24 protein-coding genes are annotated in these 20,571 nt (G+C 45.4%); 14 read left to right on the forward strand and 10 right to left on the reverse strand.

What is annotated here, in order from left to right; all coding sequences use genetic code 11:
* The first annotated feature begins 38 nt into the window (after positions 1 to 38).
* From E2R66_RS25420 to E2R66_RS25465, 10 genes are all read left to right on the forward strand, one after another.
* On the forward strand, positions 39 to 1,103 hold the full coding sequence (locus tag E2R66_RS25420; RefSeq protein WP_133236270.1) for a sensor histidine kinase: 1,065 nt from the start codon (positions 39 to 41) through the stop codon (positions 1,101 to 1,103).
* Between the two features lie 48 nt (positions 1,104 to 1,151).
* Positions 1,152 to 1,802, forward strand: a complete 651-nt coding sequence (locus tag E2R66_RS25425) for a DUF47 domain-containing protein (protein ID WP_133236268.1) — start codon at positions 1,152 to 1,154, stop codon at positions 1,800 to 1,802.
* A gap of 14 nt (positions 1,803 to 1,816) precedes the next feature.
* On the forward strand, positions 1,817 to 2,848 hold the full coding sequence (locus E2R66_RS25430) for an inorganic phosphate transporter (protein ID WP_133236266.1): 1,032 nt from the start codon (positions 1,817 to 1,819) through the stop codon (positions 2,846 to 2,848).
* 41 nt (positions 2,849 to 2,889) lie between these two features.
* Positions 2,890 to 3,612 (forward strand): DUF4197 domain-containing protein, encoded by a 723-nt coding sequence (locus E2R66_RS25435; RefSeq protein ID WP_133236264.1) that lies wholly within the window; start codon positions 2,890 to 2,892, stop codon positions 3,610 to 3,612.
* 506 nt (positions 3,613 to 4,118) lie between these two features.
* Positions 4,119 to 4,571, forward strand: coding sequence for a 3-oxoacyl-ACP synthase (locus tag E2R66_RS25440; protein ID WP_133236262.1), 453 nt, complete (start codon positions 4,119 to 4,121; stop codon positions 4,569 to 4,571).
* A 145-nt stretch (positions 4,572 to 4,716) separates the two neighbouring features.
* Positions 4,717 to 5,121 (forward strand): RNA recognition motif domain-containing protein, encoded by a 405-nt coding sequence (locus E2R66_RS25445; RefSeq protein WP_133236260.1) that lies wholly within the window; start codon positions 4,717 to 4,719, stop codon positions 5,119 to 5,121.
* Positions 5,122 to 5,330: 209 nt separating this feature from the next.
* On the forward strand, positions 5,331 to 5,573 hold the full coding sequence (locus tag E2R66_RS29180; RefSeq protein ID WP_133236258.1) for a lipocalin family protein: 243 nt from the start codon (positions 5,331 to 5,333) through the stop codon (positions 5,571 to 5,573).
* Between the two features lie 113 nt (positions 5,574 to 5,686).
* On the forward strand, positions 5,687 to 5,773 hold the full coding sequence (locus E2R66_RS29335; protein WP_394347207.1) for a hypothetical protein: 87 nt from the start codon (positions 5,687 to 5,689) through the stop codon (positions 5,771 to 5,773).
* Positions 5,774 to 5,950: 177 nt separating this feature from the next.
* Positions 5,951 to 6,514: a ribosome recycling factor gene (gene frr, locus E2R66_RS25460; protein ID WP_133236256.1), complete on the forward strand. Its 564-nt coding sequence runs from the start codon at positions 5,951 to 5,953 to the stop codon at positions 6,512 to 6,514.
* Between the two features lie 147 nt (positions 6,515 to 6,661).
* Positions 6,662 to 8,422: an ABC transporter ATP-binding protein gene (locus E2R66_RS25465; protein WP_133236254.1), complete on the forward strand. Its 1,761-nt coding sequence runs from the start codon at positions 6,662 to 6,664 to the stop codon at positions 8,420 to 8,422.
* A gap of 83 nt (positions 8,423 to 8,505) precedes the next feature.
* Here the strand turns inward: E2R66_RS25465 and E2R66_RS25470 are convergent, their stop codons facing one another.
* Entirely contained in the window at positions 8,506 to 8,997 is a 492-nt protein-coding gene (locus tag E2R66_RS25470) for a hypothetical protein (protein ID WP_133236252.1), read from the reverse strand.
* On the reverse strand, positions 8,998 to 10,170 hold the full coding sequence (locus E2R66_RS25475; RefSeq protein WP_133236250.1) for a THUMP domain-containing class I SAM-dependent RNA methyltransferase: 1,173 nt from the start codon (positions 10,168 to 10,170) through the stop codon (positions 8,998 to 9,000).
* 83 nt (positions 10,171 to 10,253) lie between these two features.
* Here E2R66_RS25475 and E2R66_RS25480 point away from each other — a divergent pair, with 83 nt between their 5' ends.
* On the forward strand, positions 10,254 to 10,619 hold the full coding sequence (locus tag E2R66_RS25480; RefSeq protein WP_133236248.1) for a DUF3127 domain-containing protein: 366 nt from the start codon (positions 10,254 to 10,256) through the stop codon (positions 10,617 to 10,619).
* 204 nt (positions 10,620 to 10,823) lie between these two features.
* On the opposite strand, the gene E2R66_RS25485 is transcribed toward E2R66_RS25480, so the two are convergent.
* On the reverse strand, positions 10,824 to 11,765 hold the full coding sequence (locus E2R66_RS25485) for a T9SS type A sorting domain-containing protein (protein ID WP_133236246.1): 942 nt from the start codon (positions 11,763 to 11,765) through the stop codon (positions 10,824 to 10,826).
* 134 nt (positions 11,766 to 11,899) lie between these two features.
* Between E2R66_RS25485 and E2R66_RS25490 the strand changes: the two genes are divergently transcribed.
* Both E2R66_RS25490 and E2R66_RS25495 read left to right on the forward strand, forming a co-directional pair.
* Positions 11,900 to 13,720 (forward strand): sensor histidine kinase, encoded by a 1,821-nt coding sequence (locus tag E2R66_RS25490; RefSeq protein ID WP_133236244.1) that lies wholly within the window; start codon positions 11,900 to 11,902, stop codon positions 13,718 to 13,720.
* A gap of 105 nt (positions 13,721 to 13,825) precedes the next feature.
* Entirely contained in the window at positions 13,826 to 14,521 is a 696-nt protein-coding gene (locus E2R66_RS25495; RefSeq protein WP_133236243.1) for a response regulator transcription factor, read from the forward strand.
* On the opposite strand, the gene E2R66_RS25500 is transcribed toward E2R66_RS25495, so the two are convergent.
* The 3 genes from E2R66_RS25500 to E2R66_RS25510 are packed head-to-tail and all read right to left on the reverse strand — an operon-like array spanning position 14,518 to position 15,549.
* Positions 14,518 to 14,880 (reverse strand): bleomycin resistance protein, encoded by a 363-nt coding sequence (locus tag E2R66_RS25500; protein WP_133236241.1) that lies wholly within the window; start codon positions 14,878 to 14,880, stop codon positions 14,518 to 14,520. The two genes, E2R66_RS25495 and E2R66_RS25500, sit on opposite strands and share 4 nt — an antisense overlap.
* A 2-nt stretch (positions 14,881 to 14,882) precedes the next feature.
* Positions 14,883 to 15,344: a DUF6036 family nucleotidyltransferase gene (locus E2R66_RS25505; protein ID WP_133236239.1), complete on the reverse strand. Its 462-nt coding sequence runs from the start codon at positions 15,342 to 15,344 to the stop codon at positions 14,883 to 14,885.
* Positions 15,337 to 15,549 (reverse strand): hypothetical protein, encoded by a 213-nt coding sequence (locus E2R66_RS25510; RefSeq protein WP_133236237.1) that lies wholly within the window; start codon positions 15,547 to 15,549, stop codon positions 15,337 to 15,339. The genes E2R66_RS25505 and E2R66_RS25510 overlap by 8 nt, the downstream gene beginning before the upstream one ends.
* A 113-nt stretch (positions 15,550 to 15,662) precedes the next feature.
* Here E2R66_RS25510 and E2R66_RS25515 point away from each other — a divergent pair, with 113 nt between their 5' ends.
* A complete protein-coding gene (locus tag E2R66_RS25515) occupies positions 15,663 to 17,249 on the forward strand; it encodes a M28 family metallopeptidase (RefSeq protein WP_133236235.1) in 1,587 nt (528 codons plus the stop codon).
* Between the two features lie 117 nt (positions 17,250 to 17,366).
* Here E2R66_RS25515 and E2R66_RS25520 read toward each other — a convergent pair whose 3' ends face one another.
* The 4 genes from E2R66_RS25520 to E2R66_RS25535 form a co-directional block, all read right to left on the reverse strand.
* Positions 17,367 to 18,713 (reverse strand): energy transducer TonB, encoded by a 1,347-nt coding sequence (locus tag E2R66_RS25520; RefSeq protein WP_133236233.1) that lies wholly within the window; start codon positions 18,711 to 18,713, stop codon positions 17,367 to 17,369.
* The gene (locus E2R66_RS25525; protein ID WP_133236231.1) at positions 18,706 to 19,281 is read right to left on the reverse strand and encodes an RNA polymerase sigma factor; all 576 of its coding nucleotides are present in this window, start codon (positions 19,279 to 19,281) and stop codon (positions 18,706 to 18,708) included. The genes E2R66_RS25520 and E2R66_RS25525 overlap by 8 nt, the downstream gene beginning before the upstream one ends.
* A 182-nt stretch (positions 19,282 to 19,463) precedes the next feature.
* Complete coding sequence (locus E2R66_RS25530; protein ID WP_133236229.1) at positions 19,464 to 20,018, reverse strand: YceI family protein; 555 nt, start codon at positions 20,016 to 20,018, stop codon at positions 19,464 to 19,466.
* A gap of 10 nt (positions 20,019 to 20,028) precedes the next feature.
* A complete protein-coding gene (locus E2R66_RS25535) occupies positions 20,029 to 20,526 on the reverse strand; it encodes a hypothetical protein (RefSeq protein ID WP_133236227.1) in 498 nt (165 codons plus the stop codon).
* Positions 20,527 to 20,571: the final 45 nt, after the last annotated feature.

Below are 20,571 nucleotides of genomic sequence, written 5' to 3' on the forward strand. Positions count from 1 at the left end.
CGGGCAAATCATTCATATACAAAGCGTAACTTTGCTGTATGAATTTGCGCGTACTGGTCCTAATTAACTCGGCGGCGGTGGCCATTAGCCTTTCGGCGGTAAACTATTACTTCCAGCATAAATGGTACGATATGATGATAACCTTTTTGGTTACGCTGATAAGCAGCTACATCGTATTTTACTACCTTATAGAGAAATACATCTACTCTAAAATAAAACTCATCTACAAACTTATCCATAACCTTAAGCTTGGCCGCGACCTGCGCGATGCCTTGGGCGAGCACGTAAGCGCTAACCCAATAAAAGATGTGGAAGAAGAGGTTAAAGAATGGGCCCGCCTTAAAAAAATAGAGGTAGATGACCTGAAGAAGCAGGAGCGTTTCCGCCGAGATTTCCTCTCGAATATCTCGCACGAATTCAAGACCCCTTTGTTCGCCATACAAGGCTACATAGAAGCCCTGCAGGACGATGACTTTGAGGACAAGGAAATGGCCACTAACTTTCTTGAAAAGGCCTCTAAAAATGTAGACCGGTTAAGTTACCTGATCAAAGATCTGGACGAAATATCTAAGCTGGAATCGGGAGAGATACCTATAAACTACACCAAATTCAAAATAAACGATCTGGTTAAAGAGGTTTTCGAATCGTTGGAACTGAAGGCCAAACAGCACCATATCAAACTTACTTTCAAACAAAAATACGACGAGGGTATCTACGTAAATGCCGACCGGGAGAAGATAAGGCAGGTACTGGTAAACCTGATAGACAATTCTTTTAAGTACGGCAAAGAAGGCGGCGAAACCGCAGTAAGCATCTTTACCCTGCACGAGCAGGTGCTGGTAGAAGTTACAGATGACGGCATGGGGATAGAGGAAAAGTTCCTGCCGCGCCTTTTCGAGCGTTTTTTCCGTACCGATACAAGCCGTTCGCGGCAAATAGGCGGTTCGGGTCTTGGCCTGGCCATCGTAAAACATATTATAGAGGCGCACCAACAAACGATAAACGTGCGGAGTACTGAGAGCCTGGGGTCTACATTCGGGTTTACGCTGCAAAAAACCAAGCAAATACTGCCTTTTCCAAACATACCAGTGTTAAAAAGTTAACATTAAATTAACATTGCAACCGTACCTTTACACCAAATACATAAAATAATGTCACTTAACAGTATCTTCCAGTACTTCGTCCCAAAAGATAAAAAAGTTTTCTTCCCATTATTTGAGCAGGCCGCAAGCAATGTAGTAGCAATGGCAACTATTTTGGTAGAAGCTGTTAACAGCACCAACGCGGCCACACAGGAAGAGCTGTTTAGGCAGATAGACAAACTGGAGAACAAAGGCGACGAGCTTACCCATCAGATATACCTGGAGCTTGGCAAAAATTTTATAACCCCTTTTGATAGGGAAGATATACACGCGCTGGCTACTGCTATTGACGATGTAGCCGATTATATACATGGCGCGGCCAACCGAATGGCTCTTTACAAGATAGATGATTTTAACGAACATATACGTAAGCTATCTGATTTGATACTACAGGCTGCAGGCGATCTGGAGAAAGCAGTGCGCGAACTGAAAGATCTGCGCAACGTACGCGCCATAGCCGATTCGTGCATACGCATAAACAGCGTAGAGAACCAGGCCGATTACGTTTTCGACCGTGCCGTGGCCGATTTGTTTTTGTACGAAACAGATGCCATCCGCCTGATAAAATATAAAGAGATACTGGCCGCGTTAGAAACTGCAACCGATATGTGCGAGGATGCAGCAAACGTAATGGAATCCATTTTAGTTAAAAACGCCTAACAAAAACCCATTAAATGGTTACCACCTTATTAGTTGTCGTAGTTTGCCTTGCGATTATTTTCGATTTTATCAATGGTTTTCACGATGCAGCCAACTCCATAGCAACCATCGTTTCCACAAAGGTACTTACGCCTTTCCAGGCGGTGCTCTGGGCTGCTTTCTTTAATTTCCTGGCGTATATAGCTGTAAGGTACTGGGGTTTCCACGGCGGCAACTTCGAAGTGGCCAACACCGTTGCTAAAACTGTACTTACCCAATTCATTACTATGCAGGTAGTATTTGCCGGCCTTTGCGCCGCCATTACCTGGAATTTAATTACCTGGTGGTTTGGTATTCCTTCCAGCTCGTCACACACGTTGATAGGTGGCTTTGCCGGTGCTGGTATGACAAACGCCATGTTTATGGGAGTAAACGCCTTCACGGCGGTAAACGCCAAGGTTGTTTTAACCACTATTGCTTATATATTCCTTGCACCGTTTATTGGTTTGATTATTGCCTACATCATTACTATTTTCATACTTAATATTTGCCGCAACGCAAAGCCTTCAAAAGCCGAGAAGTGGTTTAAAACAGGCCAGTTGATTTCGTCGGCTGCGCTAAGCTTTGCCCACGGGGGTAACGATGCCCAAAAGGTAATGGGTATCATTTATGTAGCGCTGCTTTCATCAAATGTTATAATCAAAGGCGCGCCAATGCCAAACTGGATACCTATTTGCTGCTATAGTGCCATAGCGCTGGGTACTATGAGCGGCGGTTGGAAGATTGTTAAAACCATGGGTACAAAAATCACCAAAGTTACCCCGCTTGAGGGCGTTGCCGCAGAAAGTGCCGGCGCGGTTACCCTGTTCATTACCGAAAGCTTTGGCATACCGGTTTCTACCACACACACCATCACGGGTTCTATCATTGGCGTGGGCCTTACCAAAAGGGTATCGGCAGTACGCTGGGGCGTTACCATAAATCTGGTATGGGCCTGGATTATTACTATTCCAATCTCCGCTTTATTGGCCGGGCTGGTATTTGCTTTAGTAAGGGCAATATCGTAATATTGTTTTATTGGCAGCACTTTTGCATACAAGTAAGCACTATGAAAAAAACTCTCCTGTTTATCCCGTTCATTTTTATACTATTTTCCGGCTGCGATACGCTTAGTCAGGTTGCGCAAAGCACTGTGCAACAACTTGGCAACCCAAGCACCCTGGAGATTGCCAACGGACTTAAACAGGCTTTGGAGATAGGCACGGGTAAAAGCTCAGATCAGTTATCGGTTACCGATGGCTTTTTTGCCAATACTGCTATCAAAATTCTCTTTCCGCCCGAGGCTTTAAAGGCCGAGAAAACCCTGCGCAGCATAGGCTTAGGAAAGTTGGCAGATAATGTAATATTATCGCTCAACCGAGCTGCCGAGGATGCAGCCAAAGAAGCTAAGCCTATTTTTGTTAACGCCATAAAGCAAATGACCATTCAGGATGTTACCAATATATTGTTAGGTAACCAGGATGCTGCTACCCAATACTTCAAACGCACCACCACGCAGCAGCTTGCGGCAAGCTTTAGGCCGGTAATACAAAACAGCCTGAATAAGGTTGGCGCAACCAAATACTATAGTGACGCTGCTACGGCATATAATAAAGTCCCCTTCGTAAGTAAAATAAACCCCGATATAACCGATTACGTTACCCAGCGCGCTATAGATGGTTTATTTGTGGAGATTGCTAAGGAAGAAATCAGCATCCGCCAAAACCTATCGGCACGTACTACGCCACTGCTTCAAAAAGTGTTCGGTTATTACGACAAGAATAAGAAGTAGCAAGGATAGGTTCCTTGCTTAGAGTACTCTATGCGCGATATCTTCAGATTGCTTTCCTCTTAAACTAGGTTTTACAATCCCTTGCCTACCTAAATGGCACAACAGCAAAAAGCGCAATAAGCAATAATAATATCGAGATTAGCAAGAGGGTAAATGTGTAGCCCTTTAAGATAGGTTGTTTTGCGTGCGGCATCGTTATAATTGTTTCCAAAATTATTACGCAGCTATTAACGCAAGCGCAACAAGAGTTATAACATTATTCCGGGCAGATTGCTTTACTCGCCGATAAAATTGATCTATTTATCATTGTCAAGTAAAATGAGACGTGGCTTGCACAACATTTTGGACAATTATTTCGTTTAACAAGTCGTAGGCGCAACCCGCGCTTACATTGTGATAAGGTTTAGGTTGAAAGTCCCGGGCAGCGAGTGCTCCGGGGCTTTTATTTTTTTAGGGGCTTTGTATGTGGCATACATTTACCATCTTCGTTTTTTTGAGGATAATAGATGAGCGATATTAAAGAGCAGTTGTATGCACTATGCATTACTTACGTACGCACTCGAATGCACGCCGCAGAGCAGGCGATAGCCGAAGCGCAGCAAAGCGCTAATAATGACACCAAGAGCAGCGCAGGCGACAAGTACGAAACCGGGCGGGAGATGGCCCAGCAAGAAACAAACCGTAACCTTAGTCAGCTAAATGAGGCCAACAAGCTAATGGTCGCCCTGCAACAAATAAGTGCTGTCGGCAAAGCCGTAACAGCAGAAGCAGGCAGTTTGGTAACTACCAATAATGGAGCGTTTTACATTGCCATAAGCGCAGGCAGTTTACAATTGAATGGAATGCATTATTTTGCCGTGTCGCCGGCATCGCCTATCGGGATGCAGTTGAAAGGCAAAAGTGCCGGCGATAAATTCGCCCTGAACGGGAAAAATTACGTGATTGAGGCCGTTTCCTGAAAAAAACGGTGCAAAACGCGGCTATTTTCAAAATAAAGAGGATAGATTGATAAATTATTGTACAAGTGATTAATATCTATTCTATATTTGATGTAAACAAATAAAATGACAGGACAAAAACTGCTCATACTAAACTAATTTTTTGATGAACATATTCGTAGGAAGCCTTCCGTACTCATTAGAGGAAGCAGATTTAAAAGAGCTTTTTGAAGCTTATGGTGAAGTAACCACCGTTAAAATTATTATTGACAGAGAATCCGGCCGTAGCAAAGGGTTCGGGTTTGTTGAAATGTCTGACGATGAGGCTGCTCAAAAAGCAATATCTGGCCTTAATGGTTCGCAGGTTGCAGGCCGCAATATTGCGGTTAGCCAGGCTGAGGACAAAAAACCAGGCGATCGCAGAAGCGGTGGCGGTGGCGGCGGTTACAGCGGCGGTGGTAACCGTGGCGGCGGTGGCGGCGGCTACTCAAGAGACAGTAGAGGTGGCAGCGGCGGTGGCGGCGGCTACTCAAAAGATAGCAGAGGCGGCGGCGGCGGTAGCCGTTGGTAGTTCTTTAAGGCTTTGGCAAAGCACCGTTTCAACCGGTGCTTTGCTATTGTTTTTCAATTGCACGCTTTCATATAGTTTGGTGGCGTGATTTTGTGTATCTTACTTTTTTGTTTGTGTTTCGTGCGCTGGTCCTAATAGCGTATTCATGTTGTGAGTAAGCGTTAAAGCCTGAAAAAAACTGCCCTTGCGCTTACTTCGTTCATCGGAGTATGAGAGCGATTTGCACCATTGCTGTTTTTTTACTCGCTACCTTGAGCTGTGTGCACAACAGCCCTGTTGAAAGGGTAGACATTAAGCGGTTTGCCGGTAACTGGTATTTGCTTTATTCCATCCCCACCATATTTGATAAAGGTAGACGCGAAACTACTACCGCCTACAACTGGAACGCAGATAAGCAATATTGCGATTTGCTAACAACCTGCAAAAAAAAAGATGGGGCAACACAATCGTAAAATCGAAACTTTTCCAGGTAGAAGGCACCAACAACGCTGAGAGGAAAGCGCAGTTTTTGTAGCCCTTCGAAGTAGATTGCCGGATATTTGGCCTTGCCGACGATTACGCTTGCGTGGTAGTTGGCCATCCCGCTCATGAGTTTCTCTTCATTAGGAGCCGCAAACCCGGCATCGACAAAAAAACGATGATGTATTGGTAGGGAAGTGTAAAGATATGGGCTGCCCGATAGAAAAGCTGATGTCGCAAAAACATAGTGGCAGTTAAATTACGAGGTGCAGCAGCGCTTGCGCAATTTACCGCCACAAAATGCGTTGTTGGGTGAAAGCTGATTAGGGGCTTTGATAGTTTTTATTATTTTTGTCGAAAATATAAACCGATGAGCGAACTCATTAAAAAACAAGTAGCTGATGCAAAAGCTTTGATGGAAAAGGCAATTGCGCACACAGATAGCGAATTATTAAAAATCCGTGCAGGCAAGGCAAACCCAAGCATGTTGGATGATATCCATGTTGATTACTACGGCACGCCCACCCCGCTTAGCCAGGTAGGCAGCGTAAACACGCCTGATGCCCGTACCATAGTTGTACAACCATGGGAGAAAAACCTTTTGCCGCTAATAGAGAAAGCCATTAAAGAAGCTAATTTGGGCGTTAACCCGCAGAATGATGGCATCATCATCCGCATAAACGTACCACCGCTTACAGAAGAACGCCGCCGCGATTTGGTTAAAAAAGCAAAAGGCGAAGCCGAAACCGGCAAAGTAGCCGTGCGCAACATACGCAAGGATGCTAATGAGAAAATAAAGAAACTGAAAACAGAAGGTGTTTCTGAAGATGAGATAAAAGTTGGCGAAGCCGAAGTGCAGAAACTTACCGATGCCTACATCATAAAAGTAGATCAGCTTTCGGATGCTAAAGAAAAAGATATCATGACGGTTTAAGTTTTTTAACTGTTTAAAAGTAAAGGGAATGGCCAGTGAGGTTATTCCCTTTTTTTTCTACGGTTAATCTCGAGCAAGTTACCGCATTGTCAAATTAAAGTGGATGAGCTTCTTAGCCATTCCCTTTTTTTAGTTTTGCAGCACAGCATGAAAATATTAATCTCTTACTTATCAAAACACCGCTGGACAGTTGTGCTCGCACTGGTCCTCGCAGGTTTAAATATTGGCTTTTCGCTACTTGATCCCATGATTACAGGGACAATTATGGACAAGTACATCATACCTAAAGATAACATAGCCCGCAGCTTCGAGTATCGGTTTTATGGCTCATTAAGCCTTGTTGGGCTGGCTATCGGTGCTGCCATGGTATCGCGCATCGCAAAAAACTTTCAGGATTATTTTACCAATATCATTGTTCAAAAAACCGGGGCTGAGATGTATGCCGATGGGTTAAGGCATTCCCTGGAACTCCCCTATCAGGTATTTGAGGACCAGCGCAGCGGTGAAACACTGGGCATATTGCAAAAAGTACGCATCGATTGCGAAAAGTTTATTACCTCTTTCATCAGCGTACTGTTTGTAAGTTTGGTGGGGATGATTTTCGTCATCGTGTATTCGCTAAAAGTGAATTACCAGGTAACACTGGTTTATTTTTGCGCCATACCTATCATCACGTTCGTGAGCATGTCGCTAAGCAAGCGTATTAAATCTATCCAAAAGAAAATAGTTGCAGAAACTACCGCCTTGGCGGGTTCAACTACCGAATCGCTCAGGAATATCGAACTGGTAAAAAGTTTGGGCTTAGCCAAACAGGAGATAGAAAGGCTTAATAAAACCACCTATAAAATCCTGGATCTGGAATTGCGTAAGGTGAAATTTGTACGGAGCATGAGTTTTATACAGGGCACCGTTGTAAACCTGGTGCGTAGCGCTATGGTGTTAGTGTTATTGGTGCTGATATTTAAAAACGAACTAACTCCCGGCGATTATTTAAAATTTCTGTTTTATTCGTTCTTCCTCTTCAACCCTTTGCAGGAGCTAGGCAACGTTATTCAATCATGGCGCGAATCGCAGATATCGCTGGCGAATTTCGAAAACATCCTCAATACGCCAATTGATAAGAAACCCGAAAAACCGGTTCTCTTAGAAAAAGTTGATACCCTTACTTTTAGCAATGTTACCTTTAAGCATTTAACCGCTAATCGCAATGCTTTAAACAATATCAGCTTTGAAACAAGCAGTGGGCAAACCATTGCCTTCGTGGGGCCATCGGGATCGGGCAAAACTACTTTAGTAAAACTCCTGGTGGGTTTATATCAGCCATTGGAAGGCGACATCCTTTACAACAGTATCCTGAGCAAAGACATCGACCTTGACCAACTGCGCGAGAAAATAGGCTTCGTAACGCAGGATACCCAATTGTTTTCGGGAACCATCCGCGAGAACCTTTTGTTCGTACGCCCCGGTGCTACCGATGAAGACTGTATGAATGTATTGCAGCGCGCGGCCTGCCAAACCTTGCTTGCCCGTGCCGATAAAGGATTGGATACGGTTATTGGCGAAGGCGGCGTAAAGGTATCGGGCGGCGAAAAGCAACGCCTTTCTATAGCACGTGCCTTATTGCGCAAGCCGGATATTTTGGTGTTCGACGAAGCTACCTCTTCGCTTGATTCTATTACCGAAGAAGAGATAACCGATACCATCCGTGATGTATCAGTGCTTAACGACCATATCACCATCCTGATAGCGCACCGATTATCTACCATTATGCACGCCGACAGGATATTCGTATTGGAAAAAGGCTACATCATCGAAGCTGGCAAACACCACGATTTGATAGACCAAAAAGGCCTTTATTACGCCATGTGGAGGCAGCAAATTGGCGAGAAGTTTGCGGTAGAAGCATAAGCTGCCACTGAAACCGGCCATAAATAATAAACGCCATGCCTCTATCAACAGGCATGGCGTTTATTATTATAACAGATGTTTTCCTATAAATCGTATTTCACTACCACAGTTGGCAGTAAAGTTGCCGCATTAAGCGGTATCTGATCGTGTGCTACTATGGGCTTGCGCTGGGTATAAAACTCGTAAGCTGCACGCTGCACTTCGGCCTGGCCCGAGGATGGGTTGTTATAGCCGATAGAGAACGGGATAATAAAATCGTGGAATTTCTCTTTGTTAGGGATAATCCACTTCTTGTTAGTTTTTTTAAGCGCATCTATCATAGGCAGGGTAAGCACGTAATCATCGGCGTAGTAGACAACTATTTTTTGGATATTGCCGTTGATATCCGCCGTGAACTTGAACACGGCCATACCGGTTGCTTTTTTATCAACGATATCTTTACTCAGGTGCAGGCTATCTTTAAAAAAGCGGTTCATGATTTGGCCGCCACCCTGAAAAGGGAACGCCAGGTCTTCCTGCGCCTTGCAATAAAAGGCCGACGATACTAACACGGCAATAATTAATAGCTTCTTCATTTAATCTGCTTTAGGTTCGCGTTTGCTGCCTTCGTACAGTTCGTATTCAAATAAGCGGCAATCTAATTTACCGTTGTAAAACTCAATTTTGCGGGCTGCGCGCAGGCCAATTTTCTTAGCCAGATCCGGGTTGCCGGTAAAAACGTAGCCTCGGTAGCCTCCGCATTGTTTTTTAAGGTAATCGCCAATACGAGCGTAAGTTATTTCCAGCTTGGTGTGCACACCAAGGCGCTCGCCATACTCGGGGTTAAACATTACTATGCCCGGCTCGGCAGGCACCTCAGTATCCGCAAAGTCACAAACGCTGAATTCGATCAAATGTTCTACGCCCGCTGTATTTGCATTTTTGCGGGCAATATCTACGGCATCATCAGATATATCTGTAGCAATAATTTTAAAGCCTAAGGCTTTCTTTGCTTTATCCTTTAGCTTGCGGCGTTCCACAAAAAACACCTGCTCGTCGTAACCCATAATATGCATAAAGCCATAATTCATGCGGAAAAGGCCCGGGTGTTTATCGGTTGCCAGTAAAGCGGCCTCAATGGCCAAGGTGCCTGATCCACACATGGGGTTGATGAAGGTGCTCTGCCTATCCCATTTGGTAGCCATGATGGTTGATGTGGCCAGGGCTTCCAGCATTGGGGCCTTGCCCGGTATTTTGCGGTAGCTGTGCTTGGCCAGGGTTTCGCCAGATGTATCCAGATAGATATCGGCCTTATCTTCCTGCCAGTACAGGCTTACTACAGTTTTATTGGCATCGGCACCGCTGTTGGGGCGGATGCCTTTCTGGGCCTTTATGCGGTCTACTATAGCGTCTTTTACTTTTACGTTGGCGAAGAGCGGGGTAAGAATATGCTCGTTATTTACGTTTGATGTAACCGAGAAATAGCCGGTAAAATCAATCAGTTTTTCCCACTCTATCTGCACCAGCTCTTCGTAAAGCTGGGTAGGGTTTTCGGCGGTGAAGCTTTTTAAAAGGTATAGCACCTGGCTTGCGCAGCGCAGGTTAAGGTTAAGGGCAATGGTATCGGTAACGGTACCAACCAACTCAACGCCTGTTTGGAAAACACGGGTGGGCGTAAAGCCCAGTGCCTCAACCTCCTGTTGCAGATAAGGCGAAAGCCTTTTGTTGCAGGTGATTATGATTTTACTCTCGGTGTGGAAAACTTGCATGATATATTTGGCGAATTTATGAATAAATAACCCCGCTTTTAATTTCTTACTGCTAACTTTACATTTTAAATATTTTCGGAACTATGGAAATTAAAGGCAAAGTATATGAAGTATCTCCAACCACACAGGTTACGGAGTCGTTAAAAAAAAGAGAATTGATACTTGAGTACATCGAGAACCCACAATACCCTGAGTATTTGAAGTTCGAGGCTATACAAGATCGTACTGCGTTGATGGATAACGTTAAAGTTGGCGACGATGTGGAGGTTTTCTTTAACCTTAAAGGCCGTAAATGGACCGACAAAATGGGCAAGGTGGTTTATTTCAACACCCTGCAATTATGGAAGATAAACGCGTTAGGCGCAGCCGGTACCGCAGCAGCAGCACCACAATACGCGGCCCCAGCCGATATCAGCTCAAGCGCTGATGACGACGATTTGCCGTTTTAAGTTTAGTGAGTAGAGAATGGTGAGTAGTGAATAGTTGTAGAGCAGCTATTATTTATGAAATACAAAAGGCTTTTCGGGTAATCCGGAAGGCCTTTTGCATTTTCAACCTAACCTAAACGGGCGGTGCCGTCGCGAAATAATGACGCGAGGGCGGGCTAAGGCAACCACTCACTATTCACCGCTCACCATCCTCTACTCACCAAACTACTCCTTCACTATCCTCTTCACAGCAACATTTGCGCCTTGTTTTACAGTAAGGAAGTAGATGCCGTTACGTGGCAGGCTTATTTTTTTGCTGAAAGTACCGCCGGTGACCTTATCGCTCCAAAGGGCTTTGCCTTCGCTATCTGTCAGTTTCACGTCCGCACTGGTTTTGGCATCCAGGTTAAAACTCAGGCTGGTTTTGCCGGTGGAAAACTCGGGCGAGAGATTCAGGTCGTTGATGGCTAATGCTGCTTTATTCACCCCGGAAATCCTGTTAAGGGCCTCTTTATTGGCATCGGTTACCCGGAAGCTTACATCGGTACTGATGCCATCGTTATCCGTGCTGGAGTAGTTAAAAGTTTGGCTGTTCTTCCGGTCGAATGCCCTCATACGCTCACGCCCTGGTCCATCGAAAGCTAAAGGCCTGCGGGGCATTGGTGGCATATCATTAAAGCTGAAAGCATCGTCGCGGTCTAACCTTAAATCCGGGCCGTCCTGTTCAAGGTTGAATGCAAGCGTACTATCGCCGGGCACCTTCTTTAGGCGGAATGCGAATTTCTTGCGGATGGTGTCGCCATTACCGTTAACAAATGGGCCGGCCATATTGCCTTCTATGCGCCGTTCTATAATTACCTCCTCGTTATTCTTACGACCGCGCATGCCCGGCCCTCTGCGTATAACAATATCGCTGTTGCCGTCTTTATCGGTATGCCTAAAGGTGAGGTTGCCCATCTTATCCAGTTCGCCCAAGGCATCCCTGCGCTCCTCCTGCGTAAGTTTCTTAATGTCTTTGCCGTTTACGGTGGTATCGCCGTTGGTTATTTTTATTTCGATACTTTTTGGAGTATTTTGTGCCAACACCAATGGGGGCAGCCCAAATATGGCTACCAGGCTAAGTGCCAGTATTGCTTCCAGCCGTGGATGTATGATAAACTTTTTCATGTTTTGCGGATTAAGGTTATTGGCCAAAGTTATAAAACACTTATTAATCAATGTGTTAAATGCCCGCAGTGTAATTGTTAAAAATTGTTAAATGGAGTTATTGTCAGCGTAATTAAGATAATTTTGCTGTAACGATGAAGAAAAAGAGCATCAGTTTGATTATTGGTTTAATGGGTTTTGCGCTTTTGGGCGTTGTGGGCATGCAATATTATTTCTTGCGCCAATCATACCAAATGCAGTCTGACCTGTTTAGCCGCACGGTAGATGATGCTTTGAACAGCGTGGTAAGCAAGGTTGCCAAGCAGGATGCCATTACCTTTTTAACGGCAAAAACCAAAATACGCGCCTTCAGCCTCAAGGGAAGCGTTTACGATAAGCTTACCGAGATTAGCATTAACGGCAATGCCTCGGGAATGGACGACTCGGTAAACCTCAAAAAAAGCCGTAGCAAACGCATGCGCAAACTGGCCATGTTGCGCGATAGCTTGAAGCGCATGATCTTGCACAAAAAGATGGACGACGAGATTGCCAACCTTACCCAGCAAGGAACCGTTAACCTGCGTATCCGCATAGAGGAATATACAGACGAGTTTGGCAACGTGCAGGGCCGTTTCATCCCGGAGATAGAAAAAACGCCGCCCCGCCCCCTAAAAGCAAAAGTCTTTAAATACGATACTATACGCGGAACGTATAACGACCCGCAGTTTGGCCGCCAGGTGGTAACCGCTGTTAGCCTTAACCCGCTTTGGGTAGCGCAGCAAAAACGTCAGCAAAAGGAAAAAGAACTCAAGCAAGTAAAAAAGATGTTGGAGGCCGATTCATTGGCCAACCTGCCGCGTTACCAAACCAAATCGAACATCATAACCAACCTGGCCGAAGAATACCAAAAATCTAACGAACCCCTGGCCAAGCGCCTCAACGGTTTCTGGATAGATTCGCTCCTGAGATTTGAGCTGCAAAACCGCGGTATCATGTTGGATTATAGCTACGAGGTGGCCACCGCCAACAGCGATTCGCTCATCTTCTCCAGCGCAATGGATACCGAGGGCAAAAAGCCCGAGTTTATAGAAGCTAACACTTACCAAAAGGCCATCTTCAGCAACCAGGTGCTTGGCGACCCGGGGAAAATAAAGATATCTTTCCCCAAGCGGAACTCCTTTATATTGGGCAACATGACGGCTACTATGGGTACCACCGGCGGTTTGCTCTTTGTGCTGATATTTTGCTTTGGCTACACCATCTTCTCTATCCTCAGGCAAAAAAAGATATCAGAGATGAAGATAGATTTCATCAACAACATGACCCACGAATTCAAAACACCGGTATCAACTATTATGATAGCCAGCGAGGCTTTGAAAGATGAAGAGATTGCCGAAGATAAAACCCGTGTGGCCCGCCTGGCCAACGTTATTTACGAAGAGAACGTGCGCCTGGGTAGCCATATAGAGCGCGTACTGAACATTGCCCGCATAGAAAAGAACGATTTTAAACTGGATAAGAAACCGGTGGGCGTAAATGAGACGATAAACCTGGTGCTGGATAGCATGGCACTTAAGCTGCAAAAATACAGTGCTACAACCAGCCTTAGCTTAACCGATGAGGCACCCGTGATTATTGGTGATGAGCTGCATTTTAGCAACGTGATATACAATCTGATAGATAATGCCATAAAATACAGCAACAACGCACCTGATATCACTATCACCACAATAAAAAAGAATGGCTACGTTTCTATAAAGGTGGCGGATAAAGGTATTGGCATGAACCGCGACCAGCAGAGCAAAATATTCGAACAGTTTTACCGCATACCTACCGGCAACCTGCACGATGTAAAAGGCTTTGGACTTGGCCTTAGCTATGTAAACACCATTGTAAAAAGGCTTGATGGTACCATTGGCCTAAAAAGCGAAAAAGACAGGGGTTCGGAGTTTGAATTGAAGTTCCCCAACGCGTAGTTTGGGATTCGGAAAGTTCGCAGTCCGAAGAAGAAGCAGCGAAGCATAAGTAATACCTAAAATCCTGCCGATTTCCGCACTTACCGGACTTTCGGACTGAAAATTATGAAAAAAATACTACTAGTTGAGGACGACCCAAACCTGGGCCTCCTGTTACAGGATTACCTTCAGCTGAAAGGCAAGTTTGATGTGGTTTTATGTAAAGACGGCGAAGAAGGCCTGCGTGCTTTTACCAAACAAACATACGATTTGTTGATACTTGATGTAATGATGCCCAAAAAAGATGGTTTTACACTGGGCAAGGAAATAAGGAAGATAAACCCTAACGTACCTATCATTTTTGCTACGGCTAAAGCCATGATTGAAGATAAAACGCAGGCCTTTAACCTTGGTGGCGACGATTACATCACCAAACCGTTCCGTATAGAGGAACTGTTACTACGCATAAATGCCCTGTTGAGACGTGCCGACAAGGCAGAAAAGAAAGTTGCCGACGAAAACCCTACTCAGTTTAAACTGGGCAGTTATAGTTTTGATTATGGTATGCAGATGATAGCCCGGGGCGATGCGCAGCAAAAGCTATCTACCAAAGAAGCTGAGCTCTTGCGCTTGCTCTGCCTCCGAAAAAACGAAGTGCTTACCCGCGAGGAAGCCCTGCTAAATATCTGGCACGATGATAATTATTTCAATGGCCGCAGCATGGATGTGTTTTTAAGCAAGATACGCAAGTACCTGCGCGAGGACCCCTCGGTAGAAATTATCAACGTACATGGTAGGGGGTACAAGCTGCTTATCAATTAATCTTCCTCATCTCCCTGTATATCCTCCCCAAAATGGACAATGTTGCCGGCAACATCCAATATGCTGAACTGCCGCATGCCCCAGGGCATATCTTTCAGCGGCCCGTTGGGGTGTACCACGCCTTTCGGCTCTAATTCTGCGTATAGTTTATCTACTTCGGTCACGTTTACGTAGCAGCCCGTAGCTTTTGGTATCTCAGGGTCTTTGCAGGGCCATAGGTGGATGAAGATGCCGTCGCGGCTGAATATCAGGTAACCATCCCAGGCGGGGTGGAAAGTGAAGCCCAGTTTTTCGGTATAGAATTTTATGGTTTCTACTTCGTTAAGGGAGGCTAATATGGGTACTGCGTTGGTGAGCATTGTTATTTATTTTTGGTCAAATTCTCAATGTCATCTAGGTCTTTGTGCCTTCCTGATGCTTTTTTTGCAGTAATTAGATCGTTAATATGAATCGTTCGAACTTTTATGCCTTCCCTTTGGAAAAAAGTTGCGTTTCTAAAACACTCGTCAAAATTCATCCCCAACACTTCAATCATTATATCTATTGCCGTTGGCGGCCTTCCAAAAGTAAACACATCATGCTCGGGGTCGTGTAAAAAAACATCTTCGGTCATGCTAAAAACGGGCATACCAAAATGCAAAAATGCCATCTTGAGTCTTTTATAATTATCAGCAGTACGATCCACCCAAATGTCCATATCTCCGGTAGTCCTTTCATATCCATGTAAAACCACTGAAAAGCCACCGACAAGAATGTAGCGTACTTTGTTAAAATTCAAGGCTTTAACAAAGTCTTTAAAATCGTCTTTAAAAATGTTACCCATTTTTTTTGCGGCCCCTCATGCTAAAAGCTGTTCGGTCCATTTTAGGCGGATCATTTAACGGATAGTTATATGCGATACTATTAAGATAGTCGACTATATCCAAACGCTCTTTTAAGCTTAAATCTTTATAATAAGAATGATGGTCGGCGGCTTCTTCCGCCGTCTGCGCCTTAAAAGCCGTCCTATCTAATCGGTATTCGCTCATCACTCAAATATACCTCAATTAATTATTTCAGTGTAACAACTTTGTTAAATCGGCCATAAACTTATACCGCTTTATTTAAATAAGTTTGCCTATTGCTTAATTAACTGATCACGATGAAATTAAAACTACTTTATGCCTGTATAGTATTTACAGGCTTAACGGCCAGTGCATTAGCACAAGATGCCGTTGATGCGGCAGCCACTGCCAAAATTCGCGAAGAGGGGCTTAACCACTCTAAAGTGATGGATATCGCCTTCAACCTTACCGACGTTTCGGGTCCGCGTTTAGCCGGTTCGCCGGGCTTGAAGCGTGCGCAGGACTGGGCCGTTGCCCAGCTGAAAGAATGGGGCATGGCCAACGCCAAATTAGAACCCTGGGGCAAATTTGGTAAAGGTTGGGAAGTGCAGAAGAACTACGCTGCCATCACTGTGCCTTATTACCACGCCATTATTGCCGTACCAAAGGCATGGACTCCAGGCACCAATGGCCCTATAAAAGGTGAGGTGGTGTTGGTAAAAGCCGATAGCGTGGCCGAGCTTGATAAATACAAAGGTACCCTTGCCGGGAAGATTATCATATTTGATACCAAGCCGCTTACCGAGCGTACTTTTAAATCAGACGCTGCCCGCTATACCGACGAGGAACTGGATAAGATGGCACAGGCCACCATGGCACCACGTGGCCAACGCAACAATGCATTCGATCCTAACTCGCCTGCTATGGTGGCCCGGCGTAAGGCTATTGGCATGCGTACGGCTATCACAGCCTTTTTGCTGAACGAAAAAGCCGGCCTGATATTGAGCCAGGCCCGCGGTACCGACGGCACTTTATTTACCACCAACGGCGCGTCATATGCCGATACCGCCAAAGCCGTTGCGCCTGAGCTGGAAACCAGCAGCGAAGATTTCCAGCGCATATTGCGCCTGGTAAAAGCCGGCAAAAAGGTTGAACTGGAGGCGGATATCAAAACCGAATTCTTCACCAACGATTTACAGGGCTACAACGTAGTTGGCGAGATACCGGGTACCGATAAGAAACTGAAAGAGCAGGTGATAATGATAGGTGGTCACCTCGATTCGTGGCACGCTGCTACAGGCGCTACCGATAACGCCGCAGGCAGCGCAGTAATGCTGGAGGCTATGCGCATACTCAAAACCATCGGCTTTAAACCTAAACGCACCATCCGCATTGCTTTATGGAGCAGCGAGGAACAAGGCCTGTTCGGCTCGCGCGGTTACGTGCTTAATCACTTTGGCGACCCCAAAACAATGGAGTTGAAGCCCGAAGCGGCAAAGCTTGATGCCTATTACAATCTGGATAACGGCACCGGCAAAATTCGCGGTATTTATTTGCAGGGCGATTCGGCCGCGGGACCATTATTCAAAACCTGGCTGGAACCCTTTAAGGACCTTGGCGCAACAACCGTTACCATCAGTAACACAGGCGGTACCGATCATCAGAGCTTCGATGCGGTAGGCATCCCGGGCTTCCAGTTTATTCAGGATGCTATTGACTATGGCTCGCGCACACACCATAGCAACCAGGACACCTATGACCGACTCATAGAAGACGACCTGAAACAAGCAGCAACCATAGTTGCCTCTTTTGTGTACAACACCAGCGAGCGTAAGGATATGGTGCCACGTAAGCCGCTACCAACGCCGCCTACACCACCGGCAGGAGCCCCGGCGAGGAATTAAAGTTCACAATAGATCTGACTACTCTTAGAGCGTTGTCGAATCTTGAGGATATAAAAAAGCGATTGGTTTCTGCCAATCGCTTTTTTTATATCGGTAAATCTGGTCGTCGTTAAACCGCTATTTTTTATTCACGAAACCTATGCTTTGCGTTATCTCCTGTGGTTTGCCGTTGGCGTTGCCTTTCCATTTTGGCCCGTTAGTGATGAGCGCGATAGCCTTTTTATCCGTAGCGGCATTTAGGCTTTGGGTGATGTTTATATTGCTTAGTTTCCCATCCGCAGCCACCGTAAACTTAACTTCCACTACGCCCGGTTTCTCGCCCGCGGGCAGGTAACTGTTTTTAGCGATATACACGCGGAATACCATCCAACCTTTTGCGGGATGGGCAGTCGTTGGGTCTGTGTCTTCATCGTCAACGGTGTTGCGCGTAATTGCTGCATTATTAGCAACCGAATTATTTATAGCAGGCAATTTGGTGTTTAGTCCGGCTATGTTAACGCTATCCGCATTTGCATTAGTTTTTAGGTTAGCAAAACCCGAGTACCCAATCTGCAGCGGCAGGTTTTGAGAGGAGGTAGGCGACGCATATATGCCGTTCGCATTGTTAGTTAAAGCGGTTGTGGCTTTGTTATCGGCCTTTGCGGTAATGCCCGGTACAGGCAAAACGTTGTTATTATTAGCAACTGTATTTGGAAAATAACCCGGCAGGTATTTGTTAAGGTCGTAAGCACTGGTGGGCCGCTTGGGTTCGGTGTTAACGCCATCGGCCTTGCCGGGTAGCGGCTGCGATATGGCCCTTTTTTTGATGGCTACGGTAAGCGGCATATCTACGGTATCTGTTTTAGGGGCAGAAATGGCACCTATTATCATCTCATCCAAAGGCATCCGGCCACTATCTGCTTTTGCCGCCAGTGGGGGCGACATAGCTACTTCGGCAAGCGATGCGTCTCCGCTACTAACAGCGACGCGTTTATTAAGAATGACCTTATCGGTTGCCATGGTTGTTGGCCCGTTGCGCAATGCAGGGTTAAGCGCTTTTTTATCTACCTGTAGCTTGGCCAAATCATTTGCTTTCAACCGGGCTATGGCAGTAGTGGTGCCGGTTGTATCAGTTTGCGGTTTTAGCACTAGCTTTACCTCTGCTACTTTTGGTTGTATGGCGTCATCATTGCCTTTATACAACAATCCCACCACAACCATAAAACCTACTACGCCAGCCGCGATGGCGATAGTTGTCCATGGAATGATGCGGCTTGGTTTTTTCCCGGTACGTTCACGAAGCCGCTTGGCAAGCATATCGAGGTTAGTCTGCTGATTGCCGGCGGCCATTTGGTACCCCTCCAATGCATCCATCAAAAACGGGTCGTGCTGGGCTTCGCGCTCCAGTTGGTGCATAGCTTTGGCATCAAGCTCCCCGTTAAGGTACTTCTGTATCTGCAATATGTTGGGCCGCTGCTTATCCACCGTTTTTTTCCAGGCAAAGCCTTAAGTTGCGTTTGCCGTTTTGTATATAGCTTTTTACTTCGTTCAAGGTAAAGCCGGTTTGCGCAGCAATATCCTTGTAGCACATCTCATCTAAATAAAATAAGCGCACGCTTTGTTTTTGGGCGGGCATCAATTTATCCATACATCGCTCCAAAGCCTGTAGCGCTGCCTCTTTATCGGTACTATTATCTTCAGGATGCAAAACCGGATTGAATTCCATAAACTCATCCATCCCAACGGTAGGTAATTTTTTATCGTTGCGCAATTGCATCAAACAATGGTTGCGGCTAAGTACATACAGCCAGCTGCGAAACTGTTTTACCTCGTGCTGCTTTACCTTTGCCACCAGTTCTTCAAATATCGCCATAACGGCATCGCGGGCAAGTTCTTCATCCTTAAGGTATTTAAGGCAAAGGCCAAAAACCAGCGCCATGTGCCTTTCATATAACTTCCCCAGCACGCTTATATCAGCGTTTACGCGATAGCTGGCAACCAGCTCTTCATCTGCGGTATCATCGGGCCTGATTGGTTTTCTGAAGAAGCTCATTGAACGCCACAAAATAATTTTTTTTTATGGCTTATGGAAATTTGCTTTCGGCGATATTCTACTTGCAAAGGTTAAATATGGCATTTATCTGGTTAGTTCAACTGATCGTTGTTGAACTAACCTAATCTGTTTTAAAAGCGTAGAGGGGACTGTTGCCCACTCTTGCTATCCTTCGCATTCCGTTACAAATTTACTACGATGTTGAAAGCAACATCAAATGTGTTTTTTATAGCATGATCGCCCAGGCCGCTAAAGAAACTACCGGAGTTGTATATAATACCGTACTTAGTGCGGTCGATAATCGCTTTTCCGGTAACGCTTAACTCACCGCCGGTTTTTGTAATTGCTATGGGGCACTCAAAGGCTTGCGTTTTGTTTTTCATGGTAATTTGCCCATAAGCCTTACCGTTCCTGATGCTGTTTATTTTGATGGTACTTACAGAGTATTTTTCCACATCAAAAAAGTCTTCGCTTTTTAAATGGTTTACCAGGTCGCTGTTTTCCTGTTTCATGCTTTTCATGTCAACCGTAAGTAGTGCAGCGGTGATTTCATCGCCTTTCAAGTACACCACGCCTTCCCATAGGTTAAGCGTACCGCTAGGGGCATAAGTGCCTATTTCGGCATGCCCGGTCCATTTCAGCAGACTGGTCTTCGTGTCGATGGCAACCTTTTTTTGGGCCAGTAAAATGGTTTGACTCAGGCATAGCAAGCTTAGTAATATCAGTTTGGTTTTCATGGCTTTTATTTTACTTGGTGGTTAATACTTTGTCTTCGGTTTCAATTAAAGCAGTACCCTTGTACAGCTTTCCGTTCTCGTCTTTGGCTATAATGTACCAGAGCGCGTCACCACCGTAGGCTTGTTTGCCGTAACGCCAGTTTTTTTGGTAGGTGTAGGTTTTATTCGCTTTTAATATCGCACCCGGGCAATTAAAAGCTTTGGCGAAATCATCTGGTGAGTATTGCATGTTGGCATGCCAGCCACTTGCATCATACCATATAAAACTGCCGCATTCTATTACGGTTAAAGTGTGCTTGGTGGCGGTGGCATACGTGTGGTGCTTCCAGTAGAAGGTGTCGCCCTCTTTTACCGGGTAAACGGGGTTAGGGTCGTGCGACATGATAATACCTACCGGTAATTCCTTTAGCTTGTCGGGCATCAGGCGGCTTTTGTTGGTCCAATCGGTTTGTGCAAACAGGCTTAATGCTGTAATAGATAAAATTAGCGTGGTTAATAATTTCTTCATGGCTGTTTAATTTTTCTTCAAAATTGCAGCAATGAAGCAGGCGCA

It is taken from the genome of Mucilaginibacter psychrotolerans, assembly GCF_004519315.1.
GTDB classification, from domain to species: domain Bacteria; phylum Bacteroidota; class Bacteroidia; order Sphingobacteriales; family Sphingobacteriaceae; genus Mucilaginibacter; species Mucilaginibacter psychrotolerans.